The sequence below is a fragment of the Streptomyces phyllanthi genome, assembly GCF_009377205.1.
GTDB classification, from domain to species: Bacteria; Actinomycetota; Actinomycetes; order Streptomycetales; family Streptomycetaceae; genus Streptomyces; species Streptomyces phyllanthi.
The window spans coordinates 1-26648 of the sequence record NZ_VJZE01000088.1 but is presented as its reverse complement, the minus strand read 5'-3'; the positions used below and the strand labels follow the sequence as shown (position 1 = coordinate 26648).

Annotated in this window: 23 protein-coding genes and 4 tRNA genes; 7 read left to right on the top strand and 20 right to left on the bottom strand. The window is 68.3% G+C overall.

Annotated elements, in window-relative coordinates; all coding sequences use genetic code 11:
* Window positions 1-956 (top strand): M48 family metalloprotease (locus tag FNH04_RS15530; RefSeq protein ID WP_228031391.1); only part of this gene is annotated, 956 nt, incomplete at its 5' end.
* Window positions 957-1044: 88 nt separating this feature from the next.
* Here FNH04_RS15530 and FNH04_RS15525 read toward each other — a convergent pair.
* The 11 genes from FNH04_RS15525 to FNH04_RS15470 form a co-directional block, all read right to left on the bottom strand.
* Window positions 1045-4944: a DNA-directed RNA polymerase subunit beta' gene (locus FNH04_RS15525; RefSeq protein ID WP_322723111.1), complete on the bottom strand. Its 3900-nt coding sequence runs from the start codon at window positions 4942-4944 to the stop codon at window positions 1045-1047.
* A gap of 97 nt (window positions 4945-5041) precedes the next feature.
* On the bottom strand, window positions 5042-8527 hold the full coding sequence (rpoB, locus tag FNH04_RS15520; RefSeq protein ID WP_152784545.1) for a DNA-directed RNA polymerase subunit beta: 3486 nt from the start codon (window positions 8525-8527) through the stop codon (window positions 5042-5044).
* A gap of 644 nt (window positions 8528-9171) precedes the next feature.
* Complete coding sequence (gene rplL, locus FNH04_RS15510) at window positions 9172-9555, bottom strand: 50S ribosomal protein L7/L12 (RefSeq protein ID WP_152784543.1); 384 nt, start codon at window positions 9553-9555, stop codon at window positions 9172-9174.
* Window positions 9556-9704: 149 nt separating this feature from the next.
* A complete protein-coding gene (rplJ, locus tag FNH04_RS15505) occupies window positions 9705-10235 on the bottom strand; it encodes a 50S ribosomal protein L10 (protein ID WP_152784541.1) in 531 nt (176 codons plus the stop codon).
* A gap of 315 nt (window positions 10236-10550) precedes the next feature.
* On the bottom strand, window positions 10551-11411 hold the full coding sequence (locus FNH04_RS15500) for a DUF1396 domain-containing protein (protein ID WP_152784539.1): 861 nt from the start codon (window positions 11409-11411) through the stop codon (window positions 10551-10553).
* 185 nt (window positions 11412-11596) lie between these two features.
* Window positions 11597-12499 (bottom strand): hypothetical protein, encoded by a 903-nt coding sequence (locus tag FNH04_RS15495; protein ID WP_152784537.1) that lies wholly within the window; start codon window positions 12497-12499, stop codon window positions 11597-11599.
* A 216-nt stretch (window positions 12500-12715) separates the two neighbouring features.
* A complete protein-coding gene (gene rplA, locus FNH04_RS15490; RefSeq protein WP_322723110.1) occupies window positions 12716-13441 on the bottom strand; it encodes a 50S ribosomal protein L1 in 726 nt (241 codons plus the stop codon).
* A 95-nt stretch (window positions 13442-13536) separates the two neighbouring features.
* Complete coding sequence (rplK, locus tag FNH04_RS15485; RefSeq protein ID WP_055493153.1) at window positions 13537-13971, bottom strand: 50S ribosomal protein L11; 435 nt, start codon at window positions 13969-13971, stop codon at window positions 13537-13539.
* A gap of 177 nt (window positions 13972-14148) precedes the next feature.
* Complete coding sequence (gene nusG, locus FNH04_RS15480; protein ID WP_322723109.1) at window positions 14149-14973, bottom strand: transcription termination/antitermination protein NusG; 825 nt, start codon at window positions 14971-14973, stop codon at window positions 14149-14151.
* Between the two features lie 77 nt (window positions 14974-15050).
* Window positions 15051-15335: a preprotein translocase subunit SecE gene (secE, locus tag FNH04_RS15475; protein ID WP_322723108.1), complete on the bottom strand. Its 285-nt coding sequence runs from the start codon at window positions 15333-15335 to the stop codon at window positions 15051-15053.
* 109 nt (window positions 15336-15444) lie between these two features.
* Window positions 15445-15517, bottom strand: a tRNA-Trp gene (locus FNH04_RS15470).
* Between the two features lie 360 nt (window positions 15518-15877).
* On the opposite strand from FNH04_RS15470, the gene FNH04_RS15465 reads away from it, so the two are divergent.
* Window positions 15878-17104, top strand: a complete 1227-nt coding sequence (locus FNH04_RS15465) for a pyridoxal phosphate-dependent aminotransferase (RefSeq protein WP_152784532.1) — start codon at window positions 15878-15880, stop codon at window positions 17102-17104.
* A gap of 132 nt (window positions 17105-17236) precedes the next feature.
* A complete protein-coding gene (locus tag FNH04_RS15460) occupies window positions 17237-18268 on the top strand; it encodes an adenosine deaminase (RefSeq protein ID WP_152784530.1) in 1032 nt (343 codons plus the stop codon).
* A gap of 16 nt (window positions 18269-18284) precedes the next feature.
* On the opposite strand, the gene FNH04_RS15455 is transcribed toward FNH04_RS15460, so the two are convergent.
* Window positions 18285-18896, bottom strand: coding sequence for a TetR/AcrR family transcriptional regulator (locus FNH04_RS15455; RefSeq protein WP_322723107.1), 612 nt, complete (start codon window positions 18894-18896; stop codon window positions 18285-18287).
* Between the two features lie 86 nt (window positions 18897-18982).
* Between FNH04_RS15455 and FNH04_RS15450 the strand changes: the two genes are divergently transcribed.
* Window positions 18983-19615, top strand: coding sequence for an NAD(P)-dependent oxidoreductase (locus FNH04_RS15450; RefSeq protein ID WP_152784547.1), 633 nt, complete (start codon window positions 18983-18985; stop codon window positions 19613-19615).
* 88 nt (window positions 19616-19703) lie between these two features.
* Here the strand turns inward: FNH04_RS15450 and FNH04_RS15445 are convergent, their stop codons facing one another.
* The 6 genes from FNH04_RS15445 to FNH04_RS15420 form a co-directional block, all read right to left on the bottom strand.
* Window positions 19704-20759 (bottom strand): UDP-N-acetylmuramate dehydrogenase, encoded by a 1056-nt coding sequence (locus FNH04_RS15445; protein ID WP_322723106.1) that lies wholly within the window; start codon window positions 20757-20759, stop codon window positions 19704-19706.
* A gap of 122 nt (window positions 20760-20881) precedes the next feature.
* Complete coding sequence (locus tag FNH04_RS15440; protein ID WP_152784526.1) at window positions 20882-21310, bottom strand: MaoC family dehydratase; 429 nt, start codon at window positions 21308-21310, stop codon at window positions 20882-20884.
* Window positions 21311-21315: 5 nt separating this feature from the next.
* Window positions 21316-21786, bottom strand: coding sequence for a MaoC family dehydratase N-terminal domain-containing protein (locus tag FNH04_RS15435; RefSeq protein WP_152784524.1), 471 nt, complete (start codon window positions 21784-21786; stop codon window positions 21316-21318).
* A 239-nt stretch (window positions 21787-22025) separates the two neighbouring features.
* Complete coding sequence (rpmG, locus tag FNH04_RS15430; RefSeq protein ID WP_003948671.1) at window positions 22026-22190, bottom strand: 50S ribosomal protein L33; 165 nt, start codon at window positions 22188-22190, stop codon at window positions 22026-22028.
* An 89-nt stretch (window positions 22191-22279) separates the two neighbouring features.
* A tRNA-Met gene (locus tag FNH04_RS15425) sits at window positions 22280-22352 on the bottom strand.
* A gap of 45 nt (window positions 22353-22397) precedes the next feature.
* Window positions 22398-22470 (bottom strand) — tRNA-Thr (locus tag FNH04_RS15420).
* 377 nt (window positions 22471-22847) lie between these two features.
* On the opposite strand from FNH04_RS15420, the gene FNH04_RS15415 reads away from it, so the two are divergent.
* Window positions 22848-24137, top strand: a complete 1290-nt coding sequence (locus FNH04_RS15415; RefSeq protein ID WP_152784522.1) for an amidohydrolase family protein — start codon at window positions 22848-22850, stop codon at window positions 24135-24137.
* A gap of 160 nt (window positions 24138-24297) precedes the next feature.
* Window positions 24298-24954: an NAD(P)H-binding protein gene (locus FNH04_RS15410; protein WP_152784520.1), complete on the top strand. Its 657-nt coding sequence runs from the start codon at window positions 24298-24300 to the stop codon at window positions 24952-24954.
* Window positions 24955-25067: 113 nt separating this feature from the next.
* Here the strand turns inward: FNH04_RS15410 and FNH04_RS15405 are convergent, their stop codons facing one another.
* Both FNH04_RS15405 and FNH04_RS15400 read right to left on the bottom strand, forming a co-directional pair.
* On the bottom strand, window positions 25068-25274 hold the full coding sequence (locus tag FNH04_RS15405; RefSeq protein WP_152784518.1) for a hypothetical protein: 207 nt from the start codon (window positions 25272-25274) through the stop codon (window positions 25068-25070).
* Window positions 25275-25680: 406 nt separating this feature from the next.
* A tRNA-Tyr gene (locus tag FNH04_RS15400) sits at window positions 25681-25762 on the bottom strand.
* A gap of 223 nt (window positions 25763-25985) precedes the next feature.
* On the opposite strand from FNH04_RS15400, the gene FNH04_RS15395 reads away from it, so the two are divergent.
* Complete coding sequence (locus FNH04_RS15395; protein ID WP_152784516.1) at window positions 25986-26474, top strand: YajQ family cyclic di-GMP-binding protein; 489 nt, start codon at window positions 25986-25988, stop codon at window positions 26472-26474.
* Window positions 26475-26648: the final 174 nt, after the last annotated feature.

Here is a 26648-nt window from a genome sequence, read left to right as displayed (position 1 = left end):
CCGCCCACCCGCACCACATCAGCACCGACCGCGGCCGCGTGCACGTCTCCGGCCAGCAGCGCCGCACCGATGCCACCGCCGTGGGCAACCTGCTGCTCTACCTGCCGCACTTCCTGTGCAGCCTCTTCGTGGTCGGCCTGATCTCCACGTTCTTCCGCGACTTCGGCTTCCTGGTGATCCTGGCCTGGCTCGCGAGCGGCGCATTCGTGTTCTACCGCCCCGCGGAAAGCGCCCTCGCGCGCCGTCTGCTCCGTTTGCGCTACCCCACTCCACAAGAACGAGCCAGACTTGAACCGGTCTGGCGCGAGGTCACGGCCCGCGCCGGCGTCGAAGGCCGTAACTACGAACTGTGGGTCGAGGACAGCGACAGCCTGAACGCGGTCGCCGCGGCCGGCCATATCGTCGGCGTCACCCGCTTCGCCCTGAACGAACTCCCCAACGGCGAACTGGCCGCGGTCATGGCGCACGAGCTGGGCCACCACGTCGGCGGCCACGCCTGGTCCTCGCTCCTCGGCTACTGGTACGCGCTGCCCGGCCGGGTCGCCTGGCGCCTCCTGCGCGGGATCACCGGCTTCCTGTTCACGGTGTCGCGCGCCTTCTCCTGCTTCGGCGTCCTCTTCTTCGGGCTGGTCGTCGGCAGCATCGCCCTGGCGACCGTCAGCACCCTGTACGGGCTTCCGCTGCTGATCCTGGCCGTACCGTACGCGCTCGCCGCCGTCGGCCGCCGTTCCGAACTGCGGGCCGACGAGCACGCGGCCGCGCTCGGCTTCGCCCCGATGCTGGCCGCCGTGCTCGACAAGCTGCACCAGCAGGAGCAGCGGCAGCAGGCCGAACACACCGCCCGCAACGGCGGCGCCCCCGTCACGGAGAGCCCCCTCACCAAGCTGCTCGCCTCGCACCCGGACTACCACACCCGACTGCACCACCTGCAGCCGTACCTCCAGCCCCAGCGCTGACAAACCCGCACCGCGGACACCCGGACACGCCGAAGGGCGGCCACCCCGTACGAAACGGAGTGGCCGCCCTTCGGCTCAAGCTGCTCGCTTACTGGTTGTACGGACCGTAGTCGTAGTCCTCCAGCGGCACGGCCTGGCCGGAGCCCGTGCCGAACGGCGAGTAGTCGATGTCGTCGTAGCCCACGGCCGAGTACATCGCGGCCTTGGCCTCCTCGGTCGGCTCGACCCGGATGTTGCGGTAGCGGGACAGACCCGTACCGGCCGGGATGAGCTTACCGATGATGACGTTCTCCTTGAGGCCGATCAGGGAGTCGGACTTGGCGTTGATCGCCGCGTCCGTGAGGACCCTGGTCGTCTCCTGGAAGGACGCCGCCGACAGCCACGACTCGGTCGCCAGCGAGGCCTTGGTGATACCCATCAGCTGCGGACGGCCGGAGGCCGGGTGGCCGCCTTCCTGGACCACACGACGGTTCTCGGTCTCGAACTTCGAGCGCTCCACGAGCTCACCGGGCAGCAGCTCGGCGTCGCCGGACTCGATGATCGTCACACGGCGCAGCATCTGCCGGATGATGATCTCGATGTGCTTGTCGTGGATCGACACACCCTGCGAGTTGTAGACCTTCTGGACCTCGCCGACCAGGTGGACCTGGACGGCACGCTGACCCAGGATGCGCAGCACGTCGTGCGGGTTGGTGGCACCCACGGTGAGCTGCTGGCCCACCTCGACGTGGTCGCCCTCGCGGACCAGGACCTTGGCACGCTTCGAGATCGGGTACGCCGTCTCGTCGCTGCCGTCGTCCGGGGTGACGACGATCTTCTTGGTCTTCTCGGTCTCCTCGATCCGCACACGGCCGGAGGCCTCGGAGATCGGGGCGACACCCTTCGGGGTACGGGCCTCGAAGAGCTCGACGACACGCGGCAGACCCTGGGTGATGTCGTCACCGGCCACACCACCGGTGTGGAAGGTACGCATCGTCAGCTGGGTACCGGGCTCACCGATGGACTGGGCCGCGATGATGCCGACCGCCTCACCGATGTCGACCAGCTTGCCGGTGGCCAGCGAGCGGCCGTAGCACATGGCGCAGGTGCCGACCTGGGACTCACAGGTCAGGATCGAGCGGGTCTTGACCTGCTCGACACCGTGGAACACCAGCTGGTCGATGAGCACGTCGCCGAGGTCCACGTTGGCCGGCGCGATCACCTTGCCGTCGATGACGACGTCCTCGGCGAGCATGCGGGCGTAGACGCTGGTCTCGACGTCCTCGGCCTTGACGAGCACGCCGTTGGCGTCCTTCGAGGCGATCCGCAGCTTCAGACCGCGCTCGGTGCCGCAGTCCTCCTCGCGGATGATGACGTCCTGGGAGACGTCCACGAGACGACGGGTGAGGTAACCCGAGTCGGCGGTACGCAGAGCGGTGTCCGCCAGACCCTTACGGGCACCGTGCGTGGAGATGAAGTACTCCAGCACGGACAGACCCTCACGGAACGAGGCCTTGATGGGCCGCGGGATGGTCTCGTTCTTGGCGTTCGACACCAGACCGCGCATACCGGCGATCTGGCGCATCTGCATCATGTTTCCTCGGGCACCCGAGTTCACCATCATGAAGATGGGGTTGGTCTTCGGGAAGTTGTCGTTCATGGCCGCGGCGACTTCGTTGGTCGCCGTGGTCCAGACCTTGATGAGCTCCTGGGTCCGCTCGTCCTTGGTGATCAGACCGCGCTCGTACTGCTTCTGGATCTTCTCGTCCGCGGCCTCCCACTTGGCGACGATCTCCTTCTTCGCCTCGGGGACGACGACGTCGGAGATGGCCACGGTGACACCGGAGCGGGTCGCCCAGTAGAAGCCGGACGCCTTCAGGTTGTCGAGCGTCGCCGCCACGATGACCTTCGGGTAGCGCTCGGCGAGGTCGTTGACGATCTCGGAGAGCTGCTTCTTGCCGACCTCGTAGTCGACGAACGGGTAGTCCTCGGGCAGCAGCTCGTTGAAGAGCGCGCGGCCCAGCGTGGTGGTCAGCCGGAAGCTGTCACCCTGCTGCCACTCGGGCTCGCCCTCCTCCTGCACCGGCGGGGTCCAGCCGCGCGGCGGGATGGTGCCCACCGGGAAGCGGATGTCCACGCGCGACTGCAGCGAGAGCTCGCCGGCGTCGAACGACATGATCGCCTCGGCGACGGACGAGAACGAACGCTCCTCGCCCTTCACCTCGCGCATCTCGCCGTCGGTGGTGAGGAAGAACAGACCGAGGACCATGTCCTGGGTCGGCATCGTCACCGGACGGCCGTCGGCGGGCTTGAGGATGTTGTTCGAGGACAGCATCAGGATGCGGGCCTCGGCCTGCGCCTCCGCGGACAGCGGCAGGTGCACGGCCATCTGGTCACCGTCGAAGTCCGCGTTGAATGCGGTGCAGACGAGCGGGTGGATCTGGATGGCCTTGCCCTCGACCAGCTGCGGCTCGAAGGCCTGGATGCCGAGGCGGTGCAGCGTGGGCGCACGGTTCAGCAGAACCGGGTGCTCCGCGATGACCTCTTCCAGGACGTCGTACACGACCGTGCGGCCGCGCTCGACCATGCGCTTGGCGCTCTTGATGTTCTGCGCGTGGTTCAGGTCGACCAGGCGCTTCATCACGAACGGCTTGAAGAGCTCCAGCGCCATCGCCTTGGGCAGACCGCACTGGTGCAGCTTCAGCTGCGGACCGACGACGATCACGGAACGCGCCGAGTAGTCGACTCGCTTACCGAGCAGGTTCTGACGGAAGCGACCCTGCTTACCCTTCAGCATGTCGCTGAGGGACTTCAGCGGGCGGTTACCGGGACCGGTCACCGGACGGCCGCGACGGCCGTTGTCGAAGAGGGCGTCAACAGCCTCCTGAAGCATGCGCTTCTCGTTGTTGACGATGATCTCGGGCGCGCCGAGGTCCAGAAGCCTCTTCAGACGGTTGTTCCGGTTGATCACACGGCGGTACAGGTCGTTCAGGTCGGAGGTCGCGAAGCGGCCACCGTCCAGCTGCACCATCGGACGCAGGTCCGGCGGGATGACCGGCACGCAGTCGAGCACCATGCCCTTGGGGCTGTTGCTGGTCTGCAGGAACGCGGAGACGACCTTCAGGCGCTTGAGCGCACGGGTCTTCTTCTGGCCCTTGCCGGTACGGATGATCTCGCGGAGGCGCTCGGCCTCCTCGTCCAGGTCGAAGGACTCCAGGCGCTTCTGCAGCGCCGCGGCACCCATCGAACCGTCGAAGTACGTGCCGAAGCGGTCACGCAGCTCGCGGTAGAGGAGCTCGTCGCCCTCCAGGTCCTGGACCTTGAGGTTCTTGAACCGGGTCCACACCTCGTCGAGCCGGTCGATCTCGCGCTGCGCACGGTCACGCAGCTGCTTCATCTCGCGCTCGGCGCCCTCGCGCACCTTGCGGCGCACATCGGCCTTGGCGCCCTCGGCCTCCAGCTCGGCCAGGTCGGTCTCGAGCTTCTTGGCGCGGGCCTCCAGGTCGGCGTCCCGGCGGTTCTCGATCTGCTGACGCTCGACGGAGACATGCGCCTCCAGGGAGGGCAGGTCGCGCGTGCGGCGCTCCTCGTCGACGTACGTGATCATGTACGCCGCGAAGTAGATGACCTTCTCCAGGTCCTTCGGAGCGAGGTCGAGCAGGTAGCCGAGGCGCGACGGAACGCCCTTGAAGTACCAGATGTGCGTGACGGGCGCGGCCAGCTCGATGTGGCCCATCCGCTCACGGCGCACCTTGGCGCGCGTGACCTCGACGCCACAGCGCTCACAGATGATGCCCTTGAAGCGGACGCGCTTGTACTTGCCGCAGTAGCACTCCCAGTCCCGGGTCGGACCGAAGATCTTCTCGCAGAAGAGTCCGTCCTTTTCGGGCTTGAGGGTGCGGTAGTTGATGGTCTCGGGCTTCTTGACCTCGCCGTGGCTCCACTGACGGATGTCGTCAGCGGTGGCCAGGCCGATACGGAGCTCGTCGAAGAAGTTGACGTCGAGCACTATGCGTCAATCCCTCTCAGGGTTGTAAGTCTTGGGGTCTGAAACGGGGGTCCCGGGGCCGGCGGACCTTGATCGGTCAAGGTCCGCCGAATTCCCGTCAGACCTCTTCGACGCTGCTCGGCTCGCGCCGGGACAGGTCGATGCCGAGCTCCTCCGCAGCGCGGAAGACGTCCTCGTCGGTGTCACGCATCTCGATGGACATACCGTCGCTGGACAGCACCTCCACATTCAGGCAGAGCGACTGCATCTCCTTGATGAGCACCTTGAAGGACTCGGGGATGCCGGGCTCGGGGATGTTCTCGCCCTTGACGATGGCCTCGTAGACCTTCACACGGCCGGTGACGTCGTCGGACTTGATGGTCAGCAGCTCCTGGAGGGCGTACGCGGCGCCGTAGGCCTCGAGGGCCCACACCTCCATCTCACCGAACCGCTGGCCACCGAACTGGGCCTTACCACCCAGCGGCTGCTGGGTGATCATCGAGTACGGGCCGGTCGAGCGGGCGTGCAGCTTGTCGTCGACCAGGTGGTGCAGCTTCAGGATGTACATGTAGCCGACCGAGATCGGCTCCGGGAACGGCTCACCCGAGCGGCCGTCGAACAGCGGCGCCTTACCGGTCGGGAGCACCATGCGCTCGCCGTCACGGTTCGGAATCGTGTGCTCGAGCAGACCCGCGAGCTCGTCCTCACGCGCACCGTCGAAGACCGGGGTCGCGACGTTGGTGCCGGGGGCGACGCTGTCGGCACCGATGGCCTGCAGACGCTGCGCCCACTCGTCGGCGAGACCGGAGACGTCCCAGCCGCGGCTGGCGAGCCAGCCGAGGTGGATCTCCAGGACCTGTCCCGGGTTCATTCGGGACGGCACACCGAGCGGGTTGAGGATGATGTCGACCGGAGTTCCGTCCTCGAGGAACGGCATGTCCTCGATGGGAAGGATCTTCGAGATAACACCCTTGTTGCCGTGACGGCCGGCGAGCTTGTCACCGTCGGTGATCTTGCGCTTCTGCGCAACATACACACGGACCAGCTGGTTGACGCCGGGCGGCAGCTCGTCGCCCTCCTCGCGGTCGAAGACGCGCACGCCGATGACCTTGCCGGTCTCACCGTGCGGCACCTTCAGCGAGGTGTCACGGACCTCACGGGCCTTCTCACCGAAGATCGCGCGCAGCAGGCGCTCCTCGGGCGTCAGCTCGGTCTCACCCTTGGGGGTCACCTTGCCGACGAGGATGTCACCGGCGATGACCTCGGCACCGATACGGATGATGCCGCGCTCGTCGAGGTCGGCGAGGACCTCCTCCGAGACGTTCGGGATGTCCCGGGTGATCTCCTCGGGGCCGAGCTTGGTGTCACGGGCGTCGACCTCGTGCTCCTCGATGTGGATCGAGGAGAGGACGTCGTCCTGCACGAGGCGCTGCGACAGGATGATCGCGTCCTCGTAGTTGTGACCCTCCCACGGCATGAACGCCACGAGCAGGTTCTTGCCGAGAGCCATCTCGCCGTTCTCGGTGGCCGGACCGTCGGCGAGGACCTGGCCCTCGATGATCCGGTCGCCCTCGTTGACGATGACCTTCTGGTTGACCGAGGTGCCCTGGTTGGAGCGGGCGAACTTGGCCAGGCGGTACGTGATGTACGTGCCGTCGTCGTTGGCCGTGGTGATGTAGTCCGCGGAGACCTCCTGGACCACACCGGCCTTCTCGGCCTTGACGACGTCGCCGGCGTCGACGGCGGAGCGGTACTCCATGCCGGTGCCGACGAGCGGGGACTCCGCCTGGATCAGCGGAACGGCCTGGCGCATCATGTTCGCGCCCATGAGGGCACGGTTGGCGTCGTCGTGCTCGAGGAACGGGATCATGGCGGTCGCGACCGACACCATCTGGCGCGGCGAGACGTCCATGTAGTCCACGTCTTCGGGGCTGACGTAGTCGACCTCACCGCCACGGCGGCGCACCAGGACGCGGGCCTCGGCGAAGCGGAGGTCGTCCCCCAGGGTCGCGTTGGCCTGCGCGATGACGAACCGGTCCTCTTCGTCGGCCGTGAGGTAGTCGACCTCGTCGGTGACCTGGCCGTCGTTGACCTTGCGGTACGGGGTCTCGACGAAACCGAATGCGTTGACCCGGCCGTACGAGGCCAGCGAGCCGATCAGACCGATGTTCGGACCCTCAGGGGTCTCGATCGGGCACATACGGCCGTAGTGCGACGGGTGCACGTCACGGACCTCGAAGCCGGCCCGCTCACGGGACAGACCACCCGGGCCAAGGGCCGACAGACGGCGCTTGTGGGTGAGACCCGACAGCGGGTTGTTCTGGTCCATGAACTGCGACAGCTGGCTGGTCCCGAAGAACTCCTTGATGGAGGCGACGACCGGCCGGATGTTGATCAGCGTCTGCGGCGTGATCGCCTCGACGTCCTGGGTCGTCATGCGCTCGCGCACGACGCGCTCCATACGCGCCAGACCCGTACGGACCTGGTTCTGGATGAGCTCGCCGACGTTACGCAGACGACGGTTGCCGAAGTGGTCGATGTCGTCGGTCTCGACGACGATCTGCGTGCCGTTGTCGCCGACCGTCTCGGTCTCGCCCGCGTGCAGCTTCACCAGGTACTTGATCGTCGAGATGATGTCCTCGACGGTCAGGATGCCCGCGTCGAGCGGAGCGTCCGCACCCAGCTTCTTGTTGACCTTGTAGCGGCCGACCTTGGCGAGGTCGTAGCGCTTGGGGTTGAAGTACAGGTTCTCCAGCAGCGTCTGCGCGGCCTCACGCGTGGGGGGCTCGCCCGGACGGAGCTTGCGGTAGATGTCGAGCAGCGCGTCGTCCTGGCCCTGGGTGTGGTCCTTCTCCAGGGTGGCGCGCATGGACTCGTAGTCGCCGAACTCCTCGAGGATCTGCTCGGTGGTCCAGCCGAGCGCCTTCAGGAGTACGGTCACGGACTGCTTGCGCTTGCGGTCGATGCGGACACCGACCATGTCGCGCTTGTCGATCTCCATCTCCAGCCAGGCACCCCGGGACGGGATGATCTTCGCGGAGAAGATGTCCTTGTCGGACGTCTTGTCGATGGAGGAGTCGAAGTAGACACCCGGCGAACGCACCAGCTGCGACACCACGACACGCTCGGTGCCGTTGATGACGAAGGTGCCCTTGTTCGTCATCAGCGGGAAGTCACCCATGAAGACCGTCTGCGACTTGATCTCGCCGGTCTCGTTGTTGGTGAACTCGGCCGTGACGAACAGGGGCGCGGCGTAGGTGAAGTCGCGCTCCTTGCACTCGTCGATGCTGTTCTTCGGCGGCTCGAAACGGTGGTCGCGGAAGGTCAGCGACATCGACCCGGAGAAGTCCTCGATCGGGGAGATCTCCTCGAAGATCTCCTCGAGCCCGGACTTGGTGGGGACGTCCTGACCGTTGTCCAGAGCCTCCTCGACCCGACTCTGCCAGGCGGTGTTGCCGAGCAGCCAGTCGAAGCTCTCGGTCTGCAGCGCGAGCAGGTTCGGAACCTCGAGAGGCTCCTTGATCTTTGCAAAGGAAATGCGCAGCGGGGCGGTGCTGGCGCCGTTGTTCGTATTCGCGGTCGAGGCGTTGCGCGAGGCGGCCAAGAGGGGGTCCTTCCGAGGGCTCGGACTCACTACGCGCGTACCGGCCCCTCGCATAGGCACAGAGATGGAAGTCCCAGGTCAGAGACAGTTCTATCGTCGGTGCTCGAGCGAGGGCATGTTCCTGGTGACGGGCAGGAAGCAGCTAACAGGCAGCGCAAAGGGTCAGTGTAGCCACTTGGCCCACTGATGTCCAGTGCGGGTTTGCGGATCCTCGGAAACCCTGTTTGTTCCTCAACACCTGCGGCAAGCCACGCCCTCGATGCACATCGATACTGCCCTCTTCGTCGCCGATCCATGCCTCGGATGCGGATCGTTGTGACGACGCGTCCTGAGAATTGCGCGCTGCGTGCGGTTCGTCAAGGCCCCCCATGCCCCGAACCAGGTGCTGCGATCGTCACTCGCAGCGGGTCCCCAGGGGTGCTCTGAGGCACGACGAAGATCACCCTACTCGTCGCGACCGACAGTGCAAGGCAGCCGTTCCGCAGCGTCCAGGAACGCCGAAGAGCGACCACCCACTTGGATGATCGCTCTTCAGTGCGTTTGCGTTACAGCCCTACGGAAAGAACTGCGCGGCGTGCGAGAGCCCTCGCGGACCGCTGCGGGCGGTCCATGGGCCCCGGGATCCCTGCGGACCCGTGGAGGTCTTACTTGACCTCGACGGAGGCGCCAGCGCCCTTGAGGGACTCGGCGGCCTTCTCGGCGGCGTCCTTGGCGACCTTCTCGAGAACGGGCTTCGGGGCGCCGTCCACGAGGTCCTTGGCCTCCTTCAGACCCAGGGAGGTCAGCTCACGCACGACCTTGATGACCTGGATCTTCTTGTCGCCGGCGCCGGTGAGGATGACGTCGAACTCGTCCTTCTCCTCCTCCTGCTCGACCGGGGCGCCCGGGCCGGCGGGACCGGCAACGGCGACCGCGGCGGCGGCGGTGACGTCGAACTTCTCCTCGAACGCCTTCACGAACTCGGAGAGCTCGATGAGGGTCATCTCCTCGAACTGCGCGAGCAGGTCTTCCTGGCTGAGCTTCGCCATGACGGGCGATCCTTCCACTAAATCGGCTGGTGCCGGATGTACATGTCTGGCGGGCGTGCGCCTTGCGGCGTTACTGCGTAGACGTTCGGCCCGCTACGACCCCTGCCTCAGGCGGGCTGCCTCAGGCGGCGGTCATTTCGCGAGCCGAGTTACTCGGCACCGCTCTGCTCGGCCTGCTTGGCGCGCAGCGCGTCCACGGTGCGGACGAGCTTCGACGGGAGCGCCTGGAAGACCTGAGCAGCCTGAGTCTGCTTGCCCTTGAAGGCACCCGCCAGCTTGGCGAGCAGAACCTCGCGGGACTCGAGGTCCGCAAGCTTCTTGATCTCGTCGGCGGACAGCGCCTTGCCGTCAAGGACACCGCCCTTGATGACGAGAGCGGGGTTTTCCTTGGCGAAGTCACGCAGACCCTTCGCCGCCTCGACCGGGTCACCGGTCACGAAGGCGACAGCCGTCGAGCCACTGAGGTGCTCGTCCAGCACGGAGATCCCGGCCTCCTGGGCCGCGATCTTGGTCAGCGTGTTCTTCACCACTCGGTACTGAGCGTTCTCGCCGAGAGAACGGCGGAGCTGCTTGAGCTGCGCAACGCTCAGTCCGGTGTAGGACGTCACAACAGCGGCGTTGGAGTCACGGAGCTTCTCCGTGATCTCCGCCACGGCTGCGACCTTGTCGGACGTCGCCATGAGCCTCGGCCTCCTTCCGGGTGATGAGGACCGCTCGGAAGGGGCTGGAAGAAACGAAACGCCCCGGCGCAGGCGCACGGGGCGAACTCGACCGGACGGCTTCCGTCTGCATACGGAACCAGTCCAGGAGCACTTCCACAGTCACCTGCGCGGGTCGTCCGCAGTTCAGCGGATCCTTCGGCCACCGGGCCCTCTTGCGAGCGCACGGCAACGACCAGCGGTCTTTGGCTTCTGTGGAAGAGTACGTGAGCGGGCTGTCGTCGAGCAAATCCGCAGGGCCGCACCTGCCGTGCGGGGCACGGCCGCGGGCGCCCGTCAGCTCTCCCGGGTGGCCTCCGCCAGCATCTCGGCGAGGTCCGTGGTCTCCGCGGCGGGCGGGGCCTCGACCGTCACCGGCTTGTTGTAGTCGAGGAACGTGATGGTCATGTCGAGCGGGCCGGCGTCGGCGTCGCCCTGCACGCGGAACTGCTTGGTGCGGTCCTCGCCGTCGATCCACATGTGCATCGTGAGGCTGTCGATGCCCATCTTCTCGTACTGCTCGATGGACTTCTCGCGCCGCTCGCGGGTGGCCTTGTCCTCGTCCTTGAGGGACTCGCTGAAGTCGTCGAGGGTGACCGTGCCCTTGTAGTGGGTGGTCTCCACCCCGTCGACGGTCTCGGCTCCGACCTTCTTCACGTCCTTGGAGCCGGTGAGCAGGGCGGACTCGTCGGCCGGGTTCTTCTCGGCCTGCCCGGCCCCCAGCGACTCGCTGCCCAGGGCGTCGGTGTCCTCTCCGAGCGCGGCCAGGTCGAACTTGACCCAGCTCTTGCCACCCGTCTCCTGAGCGGCGGCCTCGCCCCCGTCGACGTACATGGCCTTGTCGACGAACCGGATCTCGACCTTGTTGTCCGTGGGCTGGTCGAGCGCCGTCATCTCCATGCTCATGGCGATCGTGGGCTTCATACGCATCCGGGCCTCGGCCTTGATACGGCCCTCCTCCGGGACCCGGCCGGTCATCCGGTAGCGCAGGGAGGTGATCTCCTCCGCGTTCTTCGCGGCCTTCGCCACGGCCGCCGCGGGCGTCATACTCGGCGACTGCTCACTCCCGCAGGCAACCGCTCCCCCACCGAGCAGTACGGCGGCCAGGGTCGCGCCCGTCACCCTGTGCCGTATGGATCCACGCGCGGATAACTTCATGATTCCCCCCAAAGGAACAAGCGGCGGATTCGCCGCGATGGGTGAGCCTAGCCCAGAGGGACTCCGGGATCCCCCGAGTTTTGATGAGTCCCATGTGGCATTGAGTCACGTCCCCGGCCGGGCCGAAGTGGCGGGCTCCACGGCACCGACCCGGCCGATGCGGCACGGCACTGCGACGCGAAAAGCTAGGCAGCCGGCGGGCTCTGCATCAGCTCCACGAAGTCCACCGTGTCGCCCTCCGGGGGCTCATCCGCCGAGACCTCCACGCCGTAGTCGCTGTAGTACGCCGTCTGGGACATCGTCCCCGAGGTCATCTCGCCCTTCTCCACCTTCTTGACCAGCAGGTCGTCGTCGTTGACCCAGATGTCGATGGTCTCGGTGGTGATCCCGGCCTGCTCCAGCTGCTTCCTCAGGTCGGCCAGCTGGCTCCTGGTCAGGTGGGAGTTCTGCTCCGCGAGGTCCGCGACTTCGACCGTGCCCGCGTAGTGGGTGGTCTTCTCACCGCGCACGGTCTCCTCGCCGACCTTCTTCACATCACCGGAGGCGAGCAGGAGCTTCACCGACTGGTTCGGCGTGGTGTTGCGCATCTGGTCCTTCATGTACGCCCCCGAGCCGCCGGCCGCCTCCGCCAGGTCGTCGTAGTCGTACCTGATCCAGTGCTTTCCGTGTGCCGCCTGATCGGCGAACTCGTCGCCCACCTGCGCGTAGTAGGCGTCGGGCAGATAGCGGGCCTCCATCGTGGTGCTGCCCATCCGGCGCATCTGGTCGGCCATCGCTCCGCCGGTGTACTGCACGGTCATGGTGCCGGTGTAGCCGTCGGACCAGTCGAGGGCGCCCTCCGCCTCCATGGACATCATCGTGCCCATGACGGTCGTGGACTCCACGCGCGCGGAGTCGGCACGGCGCGTGTACTTCTCCGCCAGGCGCAGAGCCGCTATGGCGTGGACGGACGGACCGCCCTCGCGGCCCGCCTTGTCGTCCTCGCCGGAACTCCCGGAGGAGTCCGAGGAAGTACATGCGGCCGCCCCGAGGAGCGCGGTCGCGGCCGCGATCGACAGGGCCGTCCGGCGTACGGTCGAGTTGGTCATCCGTCTCTCCCCCACCCCGTCAGTTTCCGTGCTCCGCACGCTAATGCAGCGCACTGACACTCGTATGCCGAAAATCGGACGGACGTATGCGGGGAAAGCCGTATGCGGGAAGAGGAAAACCGTATGCCGGAAAAAGGGACGGGCCCCGCACCTCGAAAGGTGCGGGGCCCGTCCTGCCACGCGTACGCGACGCGGCTACCGGGATGAGCGCGGGGCTCAGACGGCGGCCGGGTCCTCCTCGACGAGGAGGTTGCGGGTGCGGTTCGAGTCGACCGGAATGCCGGGGCCCATCGTGGTGCTGATGGCGGCCTTCTTGATGTAGCGCCCCTTGGCGGCGGACGGCTTCAGACGGAGGATCTCCTCCAGGGCCGCGCCGTAGTTCTCCACCAGCTTGGTGTCGTCGAACGACGTCTTGCCGATGATGAAGTGCAGGTTCGAGTGCTTGTCGACGCGGAACTCGATCTTGCCGCCCTTGATGTCGTTGACAGCCTTGGTGACATCAGGGGTGACGGTGCCGGTCTTGGGGTTCGGCATGAGACCACGGGGACCGAGCACGCGGCCGAGGCGGCCGACCTTGCCCATGAGGTCCGGGGTGGCGACGACGGCGTCGAAGTCCAGACGGCCCTTCGACACCTCGTCGATCAGCTCGTCGGCGCCGACGATGTCGGCGCCCGCGGCACGAGCGGCCTCGGCACGGTCACCGGTCGCGAAGACCAGGACCCGGGCGGTCTTACCGGTGCCGTGCGGGAGGTTCACGGTGCCACGGACCATCTGGTCGGCCTTGCGCGGGTCGACACCCAGACGGAAGGCGACCTCGACGGTGCCGTCGAACTTGGTCGTGGAGGTCTCCTTGGCGAGACGGACGGCCTCGAGCGGGGCGTACAGCTTCTCCCGGTCGACCTTGGCGTCCGCAGCGCGGAGAGCCTTGCTGCGCTTGCTCACAACTGCTCCTGTGTGTTCTGAAAGGAGTCGTGGTACGGGCCGAGCAGGCCCTGCCACGTGCGGCCATCAGCCGCAGGGTTCTACGAAGGTGGGGTTCAGCCCTCGACCGTGACGCCCATGGAACGCGCGGTACCGGCGATGATCTTCGCGGCGGCGTCCAGGTCGTTGGCGTTGAGGTCGGGCATCTTGGTCTGGGCGATCTCGCGGACCTGCGCCTCGGTGATCTTGGCGACCTTGGTCTTGTGCGGCTCGCCGGAGCCCTTCTCCACGCCCGCGGCCTTGAGGATCATCTTGGCGGCCGGCGGCGTCTTGGTGATGAAGGTGAAGGAGCGGTCCTCGTAGACCGTGATCTCCACCGGGATGACCCAACCGCGCTGCGACTCGGTCGCGGCGTTGTAGGCCTTGCAGAACTCCATGATGTTGACGCCGTGCTGACCCAGCGCCGGGCCGACCGGCGGAGCCGGGTTGGCGGCGCCGGCCTGGATCTGGAGCTTGATGAGCCCCGTGACCTTCTTCTTCTTGGGAGGCATAGCTCTCCGGGTCCTTTCGATTCGAGTGCGCCTTCGCGGGTCGCGTCCCGGATGAAGGCATACCGCACAACGATAACGGGTATAGATGCGCGGCTAAAAACCGCGCAGGTCAGACCGGCTGTGAAAGCCCGCCTGACCTGCGCGGAAGCGGTTCGTCCAGAAGTTCCCCAGAAGGAGCTAGTTCTTCTGGATCTGGTCGAAGCTCAGCTCGACCGGCGTCTCGCGGCCGAAGATCTCGACCAGGCCCTTGACCTTCTTCGAGTCGGCGTTGATCTCGTTGATGGTCGCCTGGAGCGTGGCGAACGGGCCGTCGGTGACGGTGACCGAGTCGCCGACCTCGAAGTCCAGCACCTGGACCTCGACCTTGCGGGCCGGAGCCGGCTTGCCCTCGGCCTCGGCGGCCTCGCGGGCGGCCTTCTCCTCGGCCTCCGGGGCGAGCATCTTGACGATCTCGTCGAGGGACAGCGGGTACGGGTCGTAGGCGTTGCCCACGAAGCCGGTGACGCCCGGGGTGTTGCGGACGACGCCCCAGGACTCGTTCGTCAGATCCATACGGACGAGCACGTAACCGGGCAGCTTGTTCTGCCGGACGGTCTTGCGCTCGCCGTTCTTGATCTGGACGATCTCCTCCTCGGGGACCTCCGCCTGGTAGATGAAGTCCTCGACGTTCAGCGAGACGGCGCGCTGCTCCAGGTTGGCCTTCACGCGCTTCTCGTACCCGGCGTACGTGTGGATGACGTACCACTCGCCGGGCAGCGTCCGCAGCTCCTCGCGCAGGGCGGCGATGGGGTCGACGGGCTCGGCCTCCTCCTCGGCGGCCTCTTCCTCGTCCTCTTCCTCCACCTGCACGGCGGCTTCCTCGGCCGGCTCCCCCGCCTCGGCTTCGGCAGCCTCGAACTCGTCGACCTCGTCCGCTCCCTCGACGATGTCGAGCTCGTCATCCACGGACTCGACACCTTCACCGCGAGGCTCGATGGCGTCGTTCACGTTCGGGTCAGACACGGTGGCTGCTTCTTCCTCGATACTTAGGGGTGGAACACGCGAAAGGGGCGCCTGGTACGGCGCCCTTCGCTTTCGGCTCAGCCGAAGACGTACTTGGCGGCCTTGTCGAGTCCGAAGTCAATCACAGTCACCAGACCGATCATGATGACGACGAAGACAATCACCACGGTCGTGTACGTCGTCAGCTGTGAGCGGGTCGGCCAGACAACCTTGCGGAGCTCCGCGACGACCTGGCGGTAGAACAGCGCCAGGCGCTTGAACGGGCCCTTCTTGGCGCGCTTGCCGCCCTTGCGGGTCTTCTTGGACTCCGGCGCCTCATCCTGGGCATCAGGCATGTCGATGGAGCCCACGGCGTCCGTCACTCGTCCTCACCTGATTCCGGGTCATGGCCGTGCCGCGCCCGGTCTGAGCCGCACGGCGGTGCATTGCTGTACGTACATGCGCACACATCCTGGCGTAAGGAGTGTGTAGCAGGGCCGGAGGGACTTGAACCCCCAACCGCTGGTTTTGGAGACCAGTGCTCTACCAATTGAGCTACGACCCTTTGGTTCCCCCAACGTACCGCATCCGCCCGGATGCTCGGTGTGCACCGGGTGAGCGCGGCCTGTGGAGGCCAACGAGGTGAGAGTGTACGTGGTCCGCGGCCGGTCGTCGAACAGAAAGCGTCGCCAGGGGCGTTGCCGCTCCCGCTTCTGCCGGTACACGGCCCGTGCGGGCACAGATTTTCGGCCGCTCGCCCGGCCGGTGCGCCGCTCCTGCGGAGCCTGCCGCCCGGTCCGTACGCCGCCGGACGGCGCCGCCCGGACCGCTCGCGCACCGGACTTCCCGGGCACCTGTTCATCCGGGTGACCAGTCTGTGAAACCCGCGTGCCGCGGGCGTTTCGTGTCTGAAACGATGGGTGCCATGAGCGCTGCAACCCCTCCCACCGAGCGCCGGGTCTCCGCCCGAGTCGGCGCGATCTCCGAGTCCGCCACCCTCGCCGTGGACGCCAAGGCCAAGGCCCTCAAGGCCGCCGGGCGCCCGGTGATCGGCTTCGGCGCCGGTGAGCCCGACTTCCCGACGCCGGACTACATCGTCGAGGCGGCCGTCGAGGCCTGCAAGAACCCGAAGTACCACCGCTACACGCCGGCGGGCGGCCTGCCCGAGCTGAAGGCGGCCATCGCCGCGAAGACGCTGCGGGACTCCGGCTACGAGGTCGACCCCGCCCAGATCCTGGTCACCAACGGCGGCAAGCAGGCCATCTACGAGGCCTTCGCCGCGATCCTCGACCCGGGCGACGAGGTCATCGTCCCGGCGCCGTACTGGACGACGTACCCGGAGTCGATCCGCCTCGCCGGCGGCGTCCCGGTGGAGGTCGTCGCGGACGAGACCACGGGCTACCGGGTCTCCGTCGAGCAGCTGGAGGCGGCCCGCACCGAGAAGACGAAGGTCGTCCTCTTCGTCTCCCCCTCCAACCCCACAGGCGCGGTCTACGGCGCCGAGGAGGCCGAGGCGATCGGCCGCTGGGCCGTCGAGCACGGCCTGTGGGTGCTGACGGACGAGATCTACGAGCACCTGGTCTACGGGGACGCCACGTTCACCTCGCTGCCCGCGCTCCTGCCCGAGCTGCGCGACAAGTGCATCGTGGTCAACGGCGTGGCCAAGACGTACGCCATGACCGGCTGGCGCGTGGGCTGGATCATCGGCCCGAAGGACGTCGTCAAGGCCGCGACGAACCTGCAGTCGCACGCCACGTCCAACGTCTCGAACGTGGCGCAGGCCGCCGCGATCGCCGCCGTCTCCGGTGACCTGGACGCCGTCGCGAAGATGCGCGAGGCCTTCGACCGCCGTCGCAGGACCATCGTCCGGATGCTCAACGAGATCGACGGCGTGCTCTGCCCGGAGCCCGAGGGCGCCTTCTACGCGTACCCCTCGGTCAAGGACCTCATCGGCAAGGAGATCCGCGGCAAGCGCCCGCAGAACACGGTCGAGCTGGCCGCGCTCATCCTGGAGGAGGTCGAGGTCGCGGTCGTCCCGGGCGAGGCGTTCGGTACGCCGGGCTATCTGCGGCTGTCGTACGCGCTGGGTGACGAGGATCTCGTCGAGGGCGTGAGCCGGATCCAGAAGCTGCTGGCCGAGGCTCGGGACTGACGTCTTCCCACGGGCCCGTTTCCTCCCCGTCCCGGGAGGAAACGGGCCCGTTTTTTCGTCTCCCAGTGCGAGCAAGACCACGATCGGGGAAAGCGGTACCGGTACGGCTTGCGGGTGCGGCAGGATCCTGGAATGGAGCACGTACGTGATGTCTCTCAACTGCCCAAGGCCCATCTGCACCTGCACTTCACCGGGTCCATGCGGCCCACGACCGTCCTGGAACTGGCCGACAAGTACGGCGTCCGGCTCCCCGAGGCGCTGACAGAGGCCCTGACCAGTGGGGAGCCACCGAGACTGCGGGCGACGGACGAGCGGGGCTGGTTCCGCTTCCAGCGGCTGTACGACGCGGCGCGGTCCTGCCTGCGAGAGCCCGAGGACATCCAGCGGCTGGTGCGCGAGGCCGCCGAGGAGGACGTCAGGGACGGCTCCGGGTGGCTGGAGATCCAGGTCGACCCCACGTCGTACGCGCCCAGGCTGGGCGGGCTCATCCCTGCTCTTGAGATCATCCTGGACGCGGTGGACACGGCCTCGCGCGAGACCGGCCTCGGCATGCGTGTCCTGATCGCCGCGAACCGTATGAAGCACCCCCTCGACGCGCGCACGCTGGCCCGGCTGGCCGTGCGCTTCAGGGACCGCGGCATCGTCGGCTTCGGGCTCTCCAACGACGAGCGGCGGGGCCTGGCGCGTGACTTCGACCGGGCCTTCCACATCGCGCGGGAGGGCGGGCTGCTGTCCGCGCCGCACGGTGGCGAGCTGAACGGCCCCTCCTCGGTCCGCGACTGTATGGACGACCTGCACGCGTCGCGCATCGGGCACGGGGTGCGGGCGGCGGAGGATCCGCGGCTGCTGCGGCGGCTCGCGGAGAGGGGCGTCACCTGTGAGGTGTGCCCGGCCTCCAACGTGGCCCTGGGCGTCTACGAGAAGCCCGAGGACGTACCCCTGAGGACTCTGTTCGAGGCAGGGGTCCCGATGGCGCTCGGGGCGGACGATCCCCTGCTGTTCGGCTCGCGCCTCGCGGCCCAGTACGAGATCGCGCGCCACCACCACGCCTTCACGGACGCCGAGCTGGCCGAACTGGCCCGGCAGTCGGTACGGGGCTCCGCGGCCCCGGAGGACGTGAAGGAGAAGCTGCTGTCGGGCGTCGACGACTGGCTGACCGCCTGAGTGGGCGCGGCCGCGGTCAGCGGGCCCCCGGGGCGGCGGAGAGGCCGCTCACGAGAGTCCGCGCCAGGGCGGGCGCGAAGGTGTCGAGGGGCGGGGGCGCGCCCCGTTCCGTGGCCTCGTAGGCGAACGCGCGCTGGGCGCAGGCGCCGAGGAGGAGTGAGGCGGCCGCGAAGGTGTCGGCGTCCGGGTGGACGCGGCCCGCTCGCTGTTCGGTGCGCAGATACGCGTCCAGGCCCTGGATGGGGACGTGCGGCCCCATGCCCAGCTCGCGCAGCGACTCGTCGTGCCGGCGCTTGAGCTCGGTCTCGGCGTACAGCGAGGCCGCGATCGGGAAGCTCTGCTCGTAGAACAGGGCCGCCTGGCGGGCGATCTCCGTGAGATTCTCCTCGACGGTCCGCCGGCCCGGATCGGCGGCGAGCCTGTCCAGCAGGGGTCCCAGCTTGGGCAGCCGTTCCTGGAGGACGCGGATGAAGAGCTCCTCCTTGCTCGGGAAGTACTTGTAGAGCGCGGCCTCCGAGCAGCCCGCCGCCCTGGCGATCTCCTTGGTGGTGGCCCGGGCGAGGCCCACGGTGAGCATCAGCTCGTGGGCGGCGTCGAGGATGCGGGTCCGGGCGGGTTTGTGCTGCACGGCGCTCCCTGCGGGCGGAGGCTTGACGGTGAGTGAATACTTACCCACCCTAGGTGAGTGAATACTCACCCACCTGGGAGGGCACCATGAGGCTCACGGTCTTCGGCGCTACGGGCGGCGTCGGTCAGGAGGTGGTCCGCCAGGCGCTGGCCGCGGGGCACCGGGTCACGGCGGTCGTACGGGATCCGGCCCGGCTCACCGTGACGGGCTCCGGACTGGAGGTGGTCCGCGCGGACCTGACGGCTCCAGAGGCGTTACGGTCCGCGGTGGCGGGGCGGGACGCGGTGCTGTCCGGTCTGGGCGCGCGGTCGCGCAAGGAGGCCGGGGTGGCGTCCCGGCTGACCCGCGCGGTACTGCACGCCATGGGCGCCGAGGGCGTACGCCGGGTCGTGGTGGTGAGCGCGTCCCCGCTCGCCGAGCCCGCGCCAGGCGCTCCGCTCCTCGACCGAGCCGCGCGCTCGGTGCTCTGGACGGTCCTGCGGGACATCTACGAGGACCTGAGGGAGATGGAGGGCGAGCTCGCCCGCAGTGCCACGGACTGGACCGTGATGCGCCCGCCCCGTCTGACGAACGGTCCACTGACCGGCACCTATCGCACGGTCGTCGGTGGCAACCCGCTCAGGGGCAGGACCCTCGCGCGCGCGGACGTGGCCCACGCGATGCTGACGGCGACCGCGGACCCGGCGACGGTGAAGCAGCCGGTGGGAGTGGCCTACTAGGCAGGACTGTGGCCTTCTGGGCAGAACCGTGACTGCTGGTCAGGGCAGTGACCTGCTGGTCGGAGTGGCCCACTGGCCAGGGCCGTCCTCAGAGGCTGACGCCCACCGTCACGGGCTCGTTGACGAGGGTGATCCCGAAGGCGTCCCGGACGCCGGCGACGACCTCGCGGGCGAGGACGAGCAGGTCCTCGGTGGTGGCGTCGCCCCGGTTGGTGAGGGCCAGCGTGTGCTTGGTGGAGATACGGGCGGGCCCGCTGCCGTACCCCTTGGTGAAGCCCGCCTTGTCGATCAGCCAGGCGGCGGAGGTCTTGGTGTGCCCGTCGCCCGCGGGGTAGGCGGGCGGCATGACGTCCTCGCCCAGACGCTCCGCCACGCGCGCGCGGAACGCGGCGAACGCCTCGTCCGTGAGGATCGGGTTGGTGAAGAACGACCCGGCCGACCAGGTGTCGTGGTCCTCCGGGTCGAGCACCATGCCCTTGCCCGAGCGCAGCTTCAGCACGGCCTCGCGGGCGGTGTCGAGGGGCACGCGGTCGCCGACGCCGACGCCGAGGGAACGGGCCGTCTCCGTGTACCTGACCGGCGCCGACAGCCCGTCCGCGTCCTCGAGATCGAAGCGGACGCGCAGTACGACGTAGCGCTCGGGGTCGGCCTTGAAGCGGCTGTGCCGGTACGTGAAGGCGCAGTCGGCGTTAGGGATGGTGACCGTCTCGCGGGTGGCACGGTCGTAGGCGACCACCTCGGTGATGGTGGAGGAGACCTCCTGGCCGTACGCGCCGACGTTCTGAATGGGCGTCGCACCCGCGGAGCCGGGGATTCCGGCGAGGCACTCGATGCCTGCGAGCCCGGCCTCGACGGTGCGGGCGACGGCGTCGGTCCACACCTCGCCGGCGGCCAGCTCCAGCCGGGTGCCGTCGAGCGCGAAGCCCTTCGTCGCGATGACGAGCGCGGTCCCGGCAAAGCCCTTGTCACCGATGACCAGGTTCGATCCGCCGCCGATGAGCAGCAGTGGGGTACCGGATTCGTCGGCCTCGCGGACGGCTGCGATCACTTCGGCGTCGGTCGTCGCGGTGATCAGCCGGTCCGCGGGACCGCCCAGCCGGAACGTGGTCAGCGGGGCGAGCGGGGCGTCGTGGAGTTCCTGCACGGGCACAAGGGTACGAGACGGCATCGGGCCGCCCCCGCGCGCGTGTGGGGGCCGTGAGGCGGCGGCCAGGCAACGCGTAAGGGGCGCCCTCTCTTGTATGACGCCCCTTACCAGCGCGGCGCTCAGGCGAGTCGTACGACCGCTCGTGACATGCCCAGCACCTTCTGGCCGGCGCTCATGGCCGTCAGGTCGACGCGGACGGTGTTGTCGTCGAGCTTGGCCGCGACCTTGCCGCTGACCTCGATGGTCGCGCCCTGGTCGTCGTTCGGGACGACGACGGGCCTGGTGAAGCGGCAGCCGTACTCGACGATCGCGCCGGGGTCGCCCACCCAGTCCGTGATCACGCGGACCGCCTCGGCCATGGTGAACATGCCGTGCGCGATGACGTCCGGCAGCCCGACCTCCTTGGCGAACTTCTCGTTCCAGTGGATCGGGTTGAAGTCCCCTGAGGCGCCCGCGTACTGGACGAGCGTGGCGCGGGTGACGGGGAAGGTCTGAGCGGGCAGTTCGGTGCCGACCTCGACGTCCGCGTACTGGATCTGTGCCGTCATCGCGGTCACGCCTCCCCTTCCGCCGTGTTCTCGTCCGCCGCGCGGGCCACCAGCTTGGTCCACGCGGTCACCACGTGCTCCCCCGCCTCGTCGTGGACATCACCGCGGATCTCCAGGACGTCGTTGCCGGCCAGCGACTTGATCGTCTCGATGGTCGAGGTGACCGTGAGCCGGTCGCCCGCACGGACGGGACGCCGGTGCGCGAACCTCTGGTCGCCGTGCACGACACGGCCGTAGTCGAGGCCCAGTTGGGGGTCCTGGACGACCTGTCCCGCGGCCTTGAAGGTGATCGCGAACACGAACGTCGGCGGAGCGATCACATCGGCGTACCCGAGCGCCTTGGCGGCCTCCGGGTCCGTGTATGCCGGGTTGGTGTCCCCCACGGCTTCCGCGAACTCGCGAATCTTCTCCCGGCCGACCTCGTAGGGGTCGGTGGGCGGATAGGACCGCCCCACGAAGGACTGGTCGAGCGCCATGGGCTCGGCACCTCCTGGTGTCTACTGTGGTTGAACGGTGAACGACGGCTCTCTTCAGGGGCCCGATGCTCTTCGGGGACCCGAATCCCTCCGAGGGCCCGATTCTCCTTCGGGGACCGGAGAACGAGCGCGGTACCGGATGAGGAGCACTCTGCCTGATGACGGACGTTCACCGCAGTCACCGAAACGACGCGAGGCCGCCCCCGGACTACGGGGGCGGCCTCGCGTACGAGCCTGATTTATCGCGTCTCGCGGTGCGCGGTGTGCGCGTTGCAACGCGGGCAGTGCTTCTTCATCTCAAGACGGTCCGGGTTGTTACGCCGGTTCTTCTTGGTGATGTAGTTCCGCTCCTTGCACTCCACGCAGGCCAGCGTGATCTTCGGGCGGACGTCGGTGGCAGCCACGTGAGTGCTCCTTGACGAACGGATGGAATTGATTTAACGCAAGAAGAGTAGCCGATCGAAGGACCGACCCCGCAATCGGCTACTGTCAGTAGCGGTGACCGGACTTGAACCGGTGACACAGCGATTATGAGCCGCTTGCTCTACCGACTGAGCTACACCGCTGCGATGCGACCGACCCCGCCTCGCGGCGGGGACCTCTCGCATCAGAGCCCCAATACGGAATCGAACCGTAGACCTTCTCCTTACCATGGAGACGCTCTGCCGACTGAGCTATTGGGGCGAGCGATGAAGACATTACACGCCCCACCGCCGATCGCCCAAATCCGTTTCACGGCACCCGCCCCGTCCCGTTCCCGGCCGCTTCGTCCCCCTCTCCCCTCCCAGACGTCACGGCCACGCCGACCTGGCCGGGAGAGACCGTGACGCCTCAGCCGGCGCCTCCACCACGGCCGATGCCCTCCGGCGCGTCCGACGACTCGCAGATACACAGGACGTCTCAGAGATGGGACCAATGCGGACCACACCGGTACGACTGCGGACCACACCGGTACGACTATTGCGCTCCTCCCTGAAGCGGACGGTCCGCCGTCCTAGGCTCGACTCACTCTGCGTGATCATGCGTGTCCTCGTACACAGCGGCCTACCCCCAGGAGTGCGATGCCCGACAGCCAGCCGCAGCCCGCCCACTCCCCGTCGCGCTCCATGCCGGGCTCCCTGTCGGGGCAGCCCGGGGGATCCGCCCTGCTGCTGTGCGGAGCGCGGCTCACCGACGGCCGGACCGTGGACGTACGGCTGTGCGGCGGGCGCATCGAGGCGGTGGGCACGGCGGGGAGCCTGGCGACCGGAGGCGCTGGGGGCGCCGGAGGACCGAGCGCGCACGCCGCGCGCGTGGATCTCGGCGGCTACCTGCTGCTGCCGGCCCCGGCCGACCCGCACGTCCATGGCGACACGGCGCTGTCTGCGGACGCCGACGGGCCCGTGCCGTACGACACCGGGAACGTCCAGCGCCGGGCCACCGAGGCGGCTCTGCTGCAGCTCGGGCACGGAACCACGGCGCTGCGCTCGCATGTCCACGTGGGTGATGTACAGGGGCTGAGCGCGCTGACGGCGGTGCTCCAGGCGCAGCAGTCGCTGCGCGGGCTGGCCGACCTGACGGCGGTGGCCATGCCGCGGCTGCTGACCGGCGTGGCCGGGGCCGACGGGCTCGCGATGCTGCGGGACGCGGTGAAGATGGGCGCCTCCGTGGTGGGCGGCCGTCCGGATCTGGACCCCGATCCCACGGGCTATGTGGAGGCGGTCCTGGACATCGCCTCCGAGCACGGCTGCCCGGTCGACCTGCACGTCGACGGATCCGATCCGGCGCGGCTGAGTCGGCTCGCGGCGATGGCCGGCGGGCTGCGCCCAGGGGTGACACTCGGTCCGTGCGGCGGGCTCGAGCGCCTGCCCGCCGAGGCTGCCGCACGCGCGGCGGACCAGCTCGCGGCGGCCGGGATCACGGTGGTGTGCCTCCCGCAGGGCGGCTGTGGGGGCGCGGACGACCGCGGCACCGCTCCCGTACGGCTGCTGCGCGCGGCCGGGGTCAGGGTCGCGGCGGGGAGCGGGGCCCTGCGTGACATGTCGAACCCCGTCGGCCGCGGCGACCCGCTCGAGTCGGCGTATCTACTGGCCTCGCGCCACGGACTGCGCTCCGAGGACGCGTATGACACGGTGAGCACCTCGGCGCGGACGGCCCTCGGCCTGCCGGAAGTGCGTGTGGAGGCGGGATTCCCCGCCGAACTCCTCGCCGTACGGGGCAACCGGCTCGCGGGGGCGCTCTCCCTGGCGTACAGCCGGATCGTGGTGCACAGGGGGCGCGTGGTGGCACGCACGAGCGCGGTACGGGAGTACTGCGACTCGGCGGCGGTGGCGCTGGACCTGCCCCGGCAGGGGCGCGGGGAGCCGTCGTAGGACTCCCCGAAGCGGGCCGTAAGGGAGCTCGCGGGAGAACCCCTGTCAGGGCAAGTGCGGCCCTGGGTCGGCGGGTCGGTGGGTCGGTGGGTCGGTGGGTCGGTGGGTCGGCGGAGAGGCTATGCGGCAAATGTGCCCCGCCGGGCGTACGGTCGAAGACATGCGCATTGTCATCGCTGGGGGACATGGTCAGATCGCGCTGCGGCTGGAGCAGCTGCTCGCCGCGCGCGGTGACGAGGTCGCGGGGATCATCCGCCGCCCCGAGCAGGGCGACGATCTGCGGGCGGTCGATGCCGAACCGGTGCTGTGCGACCTGGAGTCGGCCACGGTCGAGGAGGTCGCCGCGCATCTGCAGGGCGCGGACGCGGCCGTCTTCGCGGCGGGCGCGGGGCCGGGCAGCGGGGCCGCCCGCAAGGACACGGTGGATCGCGGCGCGGCGGCGCTCTTCGCGGACGCCGCGGTACGGACGAACGTGCGCCGCTTCATCATCGTGTCGTCGATGGGCGCCGACCCGAACCACCAGGGCGACGAGGTCTTCGACGTGTATCTGCGTGCCAAGGGCGCGGCCGACGCGTACGTCAGGAGCCTGAACGCCCTGGACTGGACGATTCTGCGCCCGGGGTCGCTGACGAACGACCCGGGCACCGGCCTCGTACGCCTGGAAGCCTCCACCGGCCGCGGCCAGATCCCGCGCGACGACGTGGCCACCGTCCTCGTGGAACTGGTGGACACCCCGGCCACAGCCGGCCTGACCCTGGAACTGATCAGCGGCTCGGCACCGGTGTCGGTGGCGGTGAAGTCGATCGCGGGCAACTGACGGGGCCCGGACGGCTGTCGTCGCTTGACGAACACCGTCGGCGCCCGGGGCGGGAGAACGCCCTGGAAGTCCCAGAACAAAGACAGTTGGTCTCAGGACAACGGCAGCTGGTCTCAGAACAACGGGAGCTGGCCGGGGAACTCGGGGACCGTGTACCCGTCCAGCGCCGGCTGGGCCGCTCCCAGCTGTGCGAGTCTGCGCGATCCGGCGCACGACACCAGTCCGCCGTTCGTGCCCGGCGGATCGTGGCGCGCGAACCGCCCGGCGACCACAGCGATCTCGCGACGGCACTCGGGACACATTCTGCGACGCGACGACATGCTCTCAGTGTGCCCCGCGGGCACGGGGAACCCTCAGGTGCAGGGCGAGCGAGGCGGCTGGGAGTCCCCGGCATCAGCGCGCGCAGCGCGCGGCACCGCAGGGGCCGCCCCAGCGCTCGCGGGCCTTGGCCATGACCTCGTCCAGGGCTTGTTGCCGCGAAACCGGGGACGGCGCCGAACGGCCCTTCGAGGCACCATGTGCTCGGCCCAGCGGTCCCGCCAGAAGTGGTAGGCGCGGAGCTCTTGCCGGACCGTCGTACACCCAGCACAACTCCCAGCCGGGCCGGGCCGTCGTCCCATCACCGAGCGGCGTCGCCGTCTCGGCGCTTCGTCCACAGCGGTACAAGAAGCGAAAAGACCCCCTCTACTCTGCGTTTCCATAGAGTAGAGGGGGTCTTCCCCAGTGTGGCGGCGCCAGGATTCGAACCTGGGAAGGCTGAGCCGGCAGATTTACAGTCTGCTCCCTTTGGCCGCTCGGGCACACCGCCTGGGTTGCTGCCCGCAGACCGCCTCGCGGTGGTGCTCCGTGGCAACGACGTAAACGATACCTGATGCGCGGGGGTGCTTCGCCACCTGATTGATCGGCACTCCGAGGGGAGGGGATGGCTAGGCTTGTGCGGGCGCGGCCCGGGACCTACACCGGGCTCGGCGGCCGCCCCACGTACGCCGATACGCACCCGATTCGCATCCCGATACAAGGAGCCACAGGACATGGCCGACTCCAGTTTCGACATCGTCTCGAAGGTCGAGCGGCAGGAGGTCGACAACGCCCTCAACCAGGCCGCCAAAGAGATCTCGCAGCGCTACGACTTCAAGGGCGTGGGTGCCTCCATCTCGTGGTCCGGCGACAAGATCCTCATGGAGGCGAACTCCGAGGAGCGGGTGAAGGCGATCCTCGACGTCTTCCAGTCCAAGCTGATCAAGCGCGGGGTCTCCCTCAAGGCGCTGGACGCGGGCGAACCGCAGCCGTCCGGCAAGGAGTACAAGATCTTCGCGTCGATCGAGGAGGGCATCTCCCAGGAGAACGCCAAGAAGGTGGCGAAGATCATCCGTGATGAGGGCCCCAAGGGCGTGAAGGCCCAGGTGCAGGGTGACGAACTCCGCGTCAGCTCCAAGAGCCGCGACGACCTCCAGGCCGTGATCTCACTCCTCAAGGGCAAGGACTTCGACTTCGCCCTGCAGTTCGTGAATTACCGGTAAGCCTGCCGGCCGATCTGTCGGCTTCGGCTGAGCCTCCCGGACCGTCAGTGGGCGGCTGGGCAACCGGGACGTCCCGTGGGGGCGTTGACAGCCCGTCTGCCGATCCGCCTTGTTGGTTACGGCAGTTCCCACGCACGCACGGGAGGGCCGGTCCGGCGTCCACGGGCGCCGGAC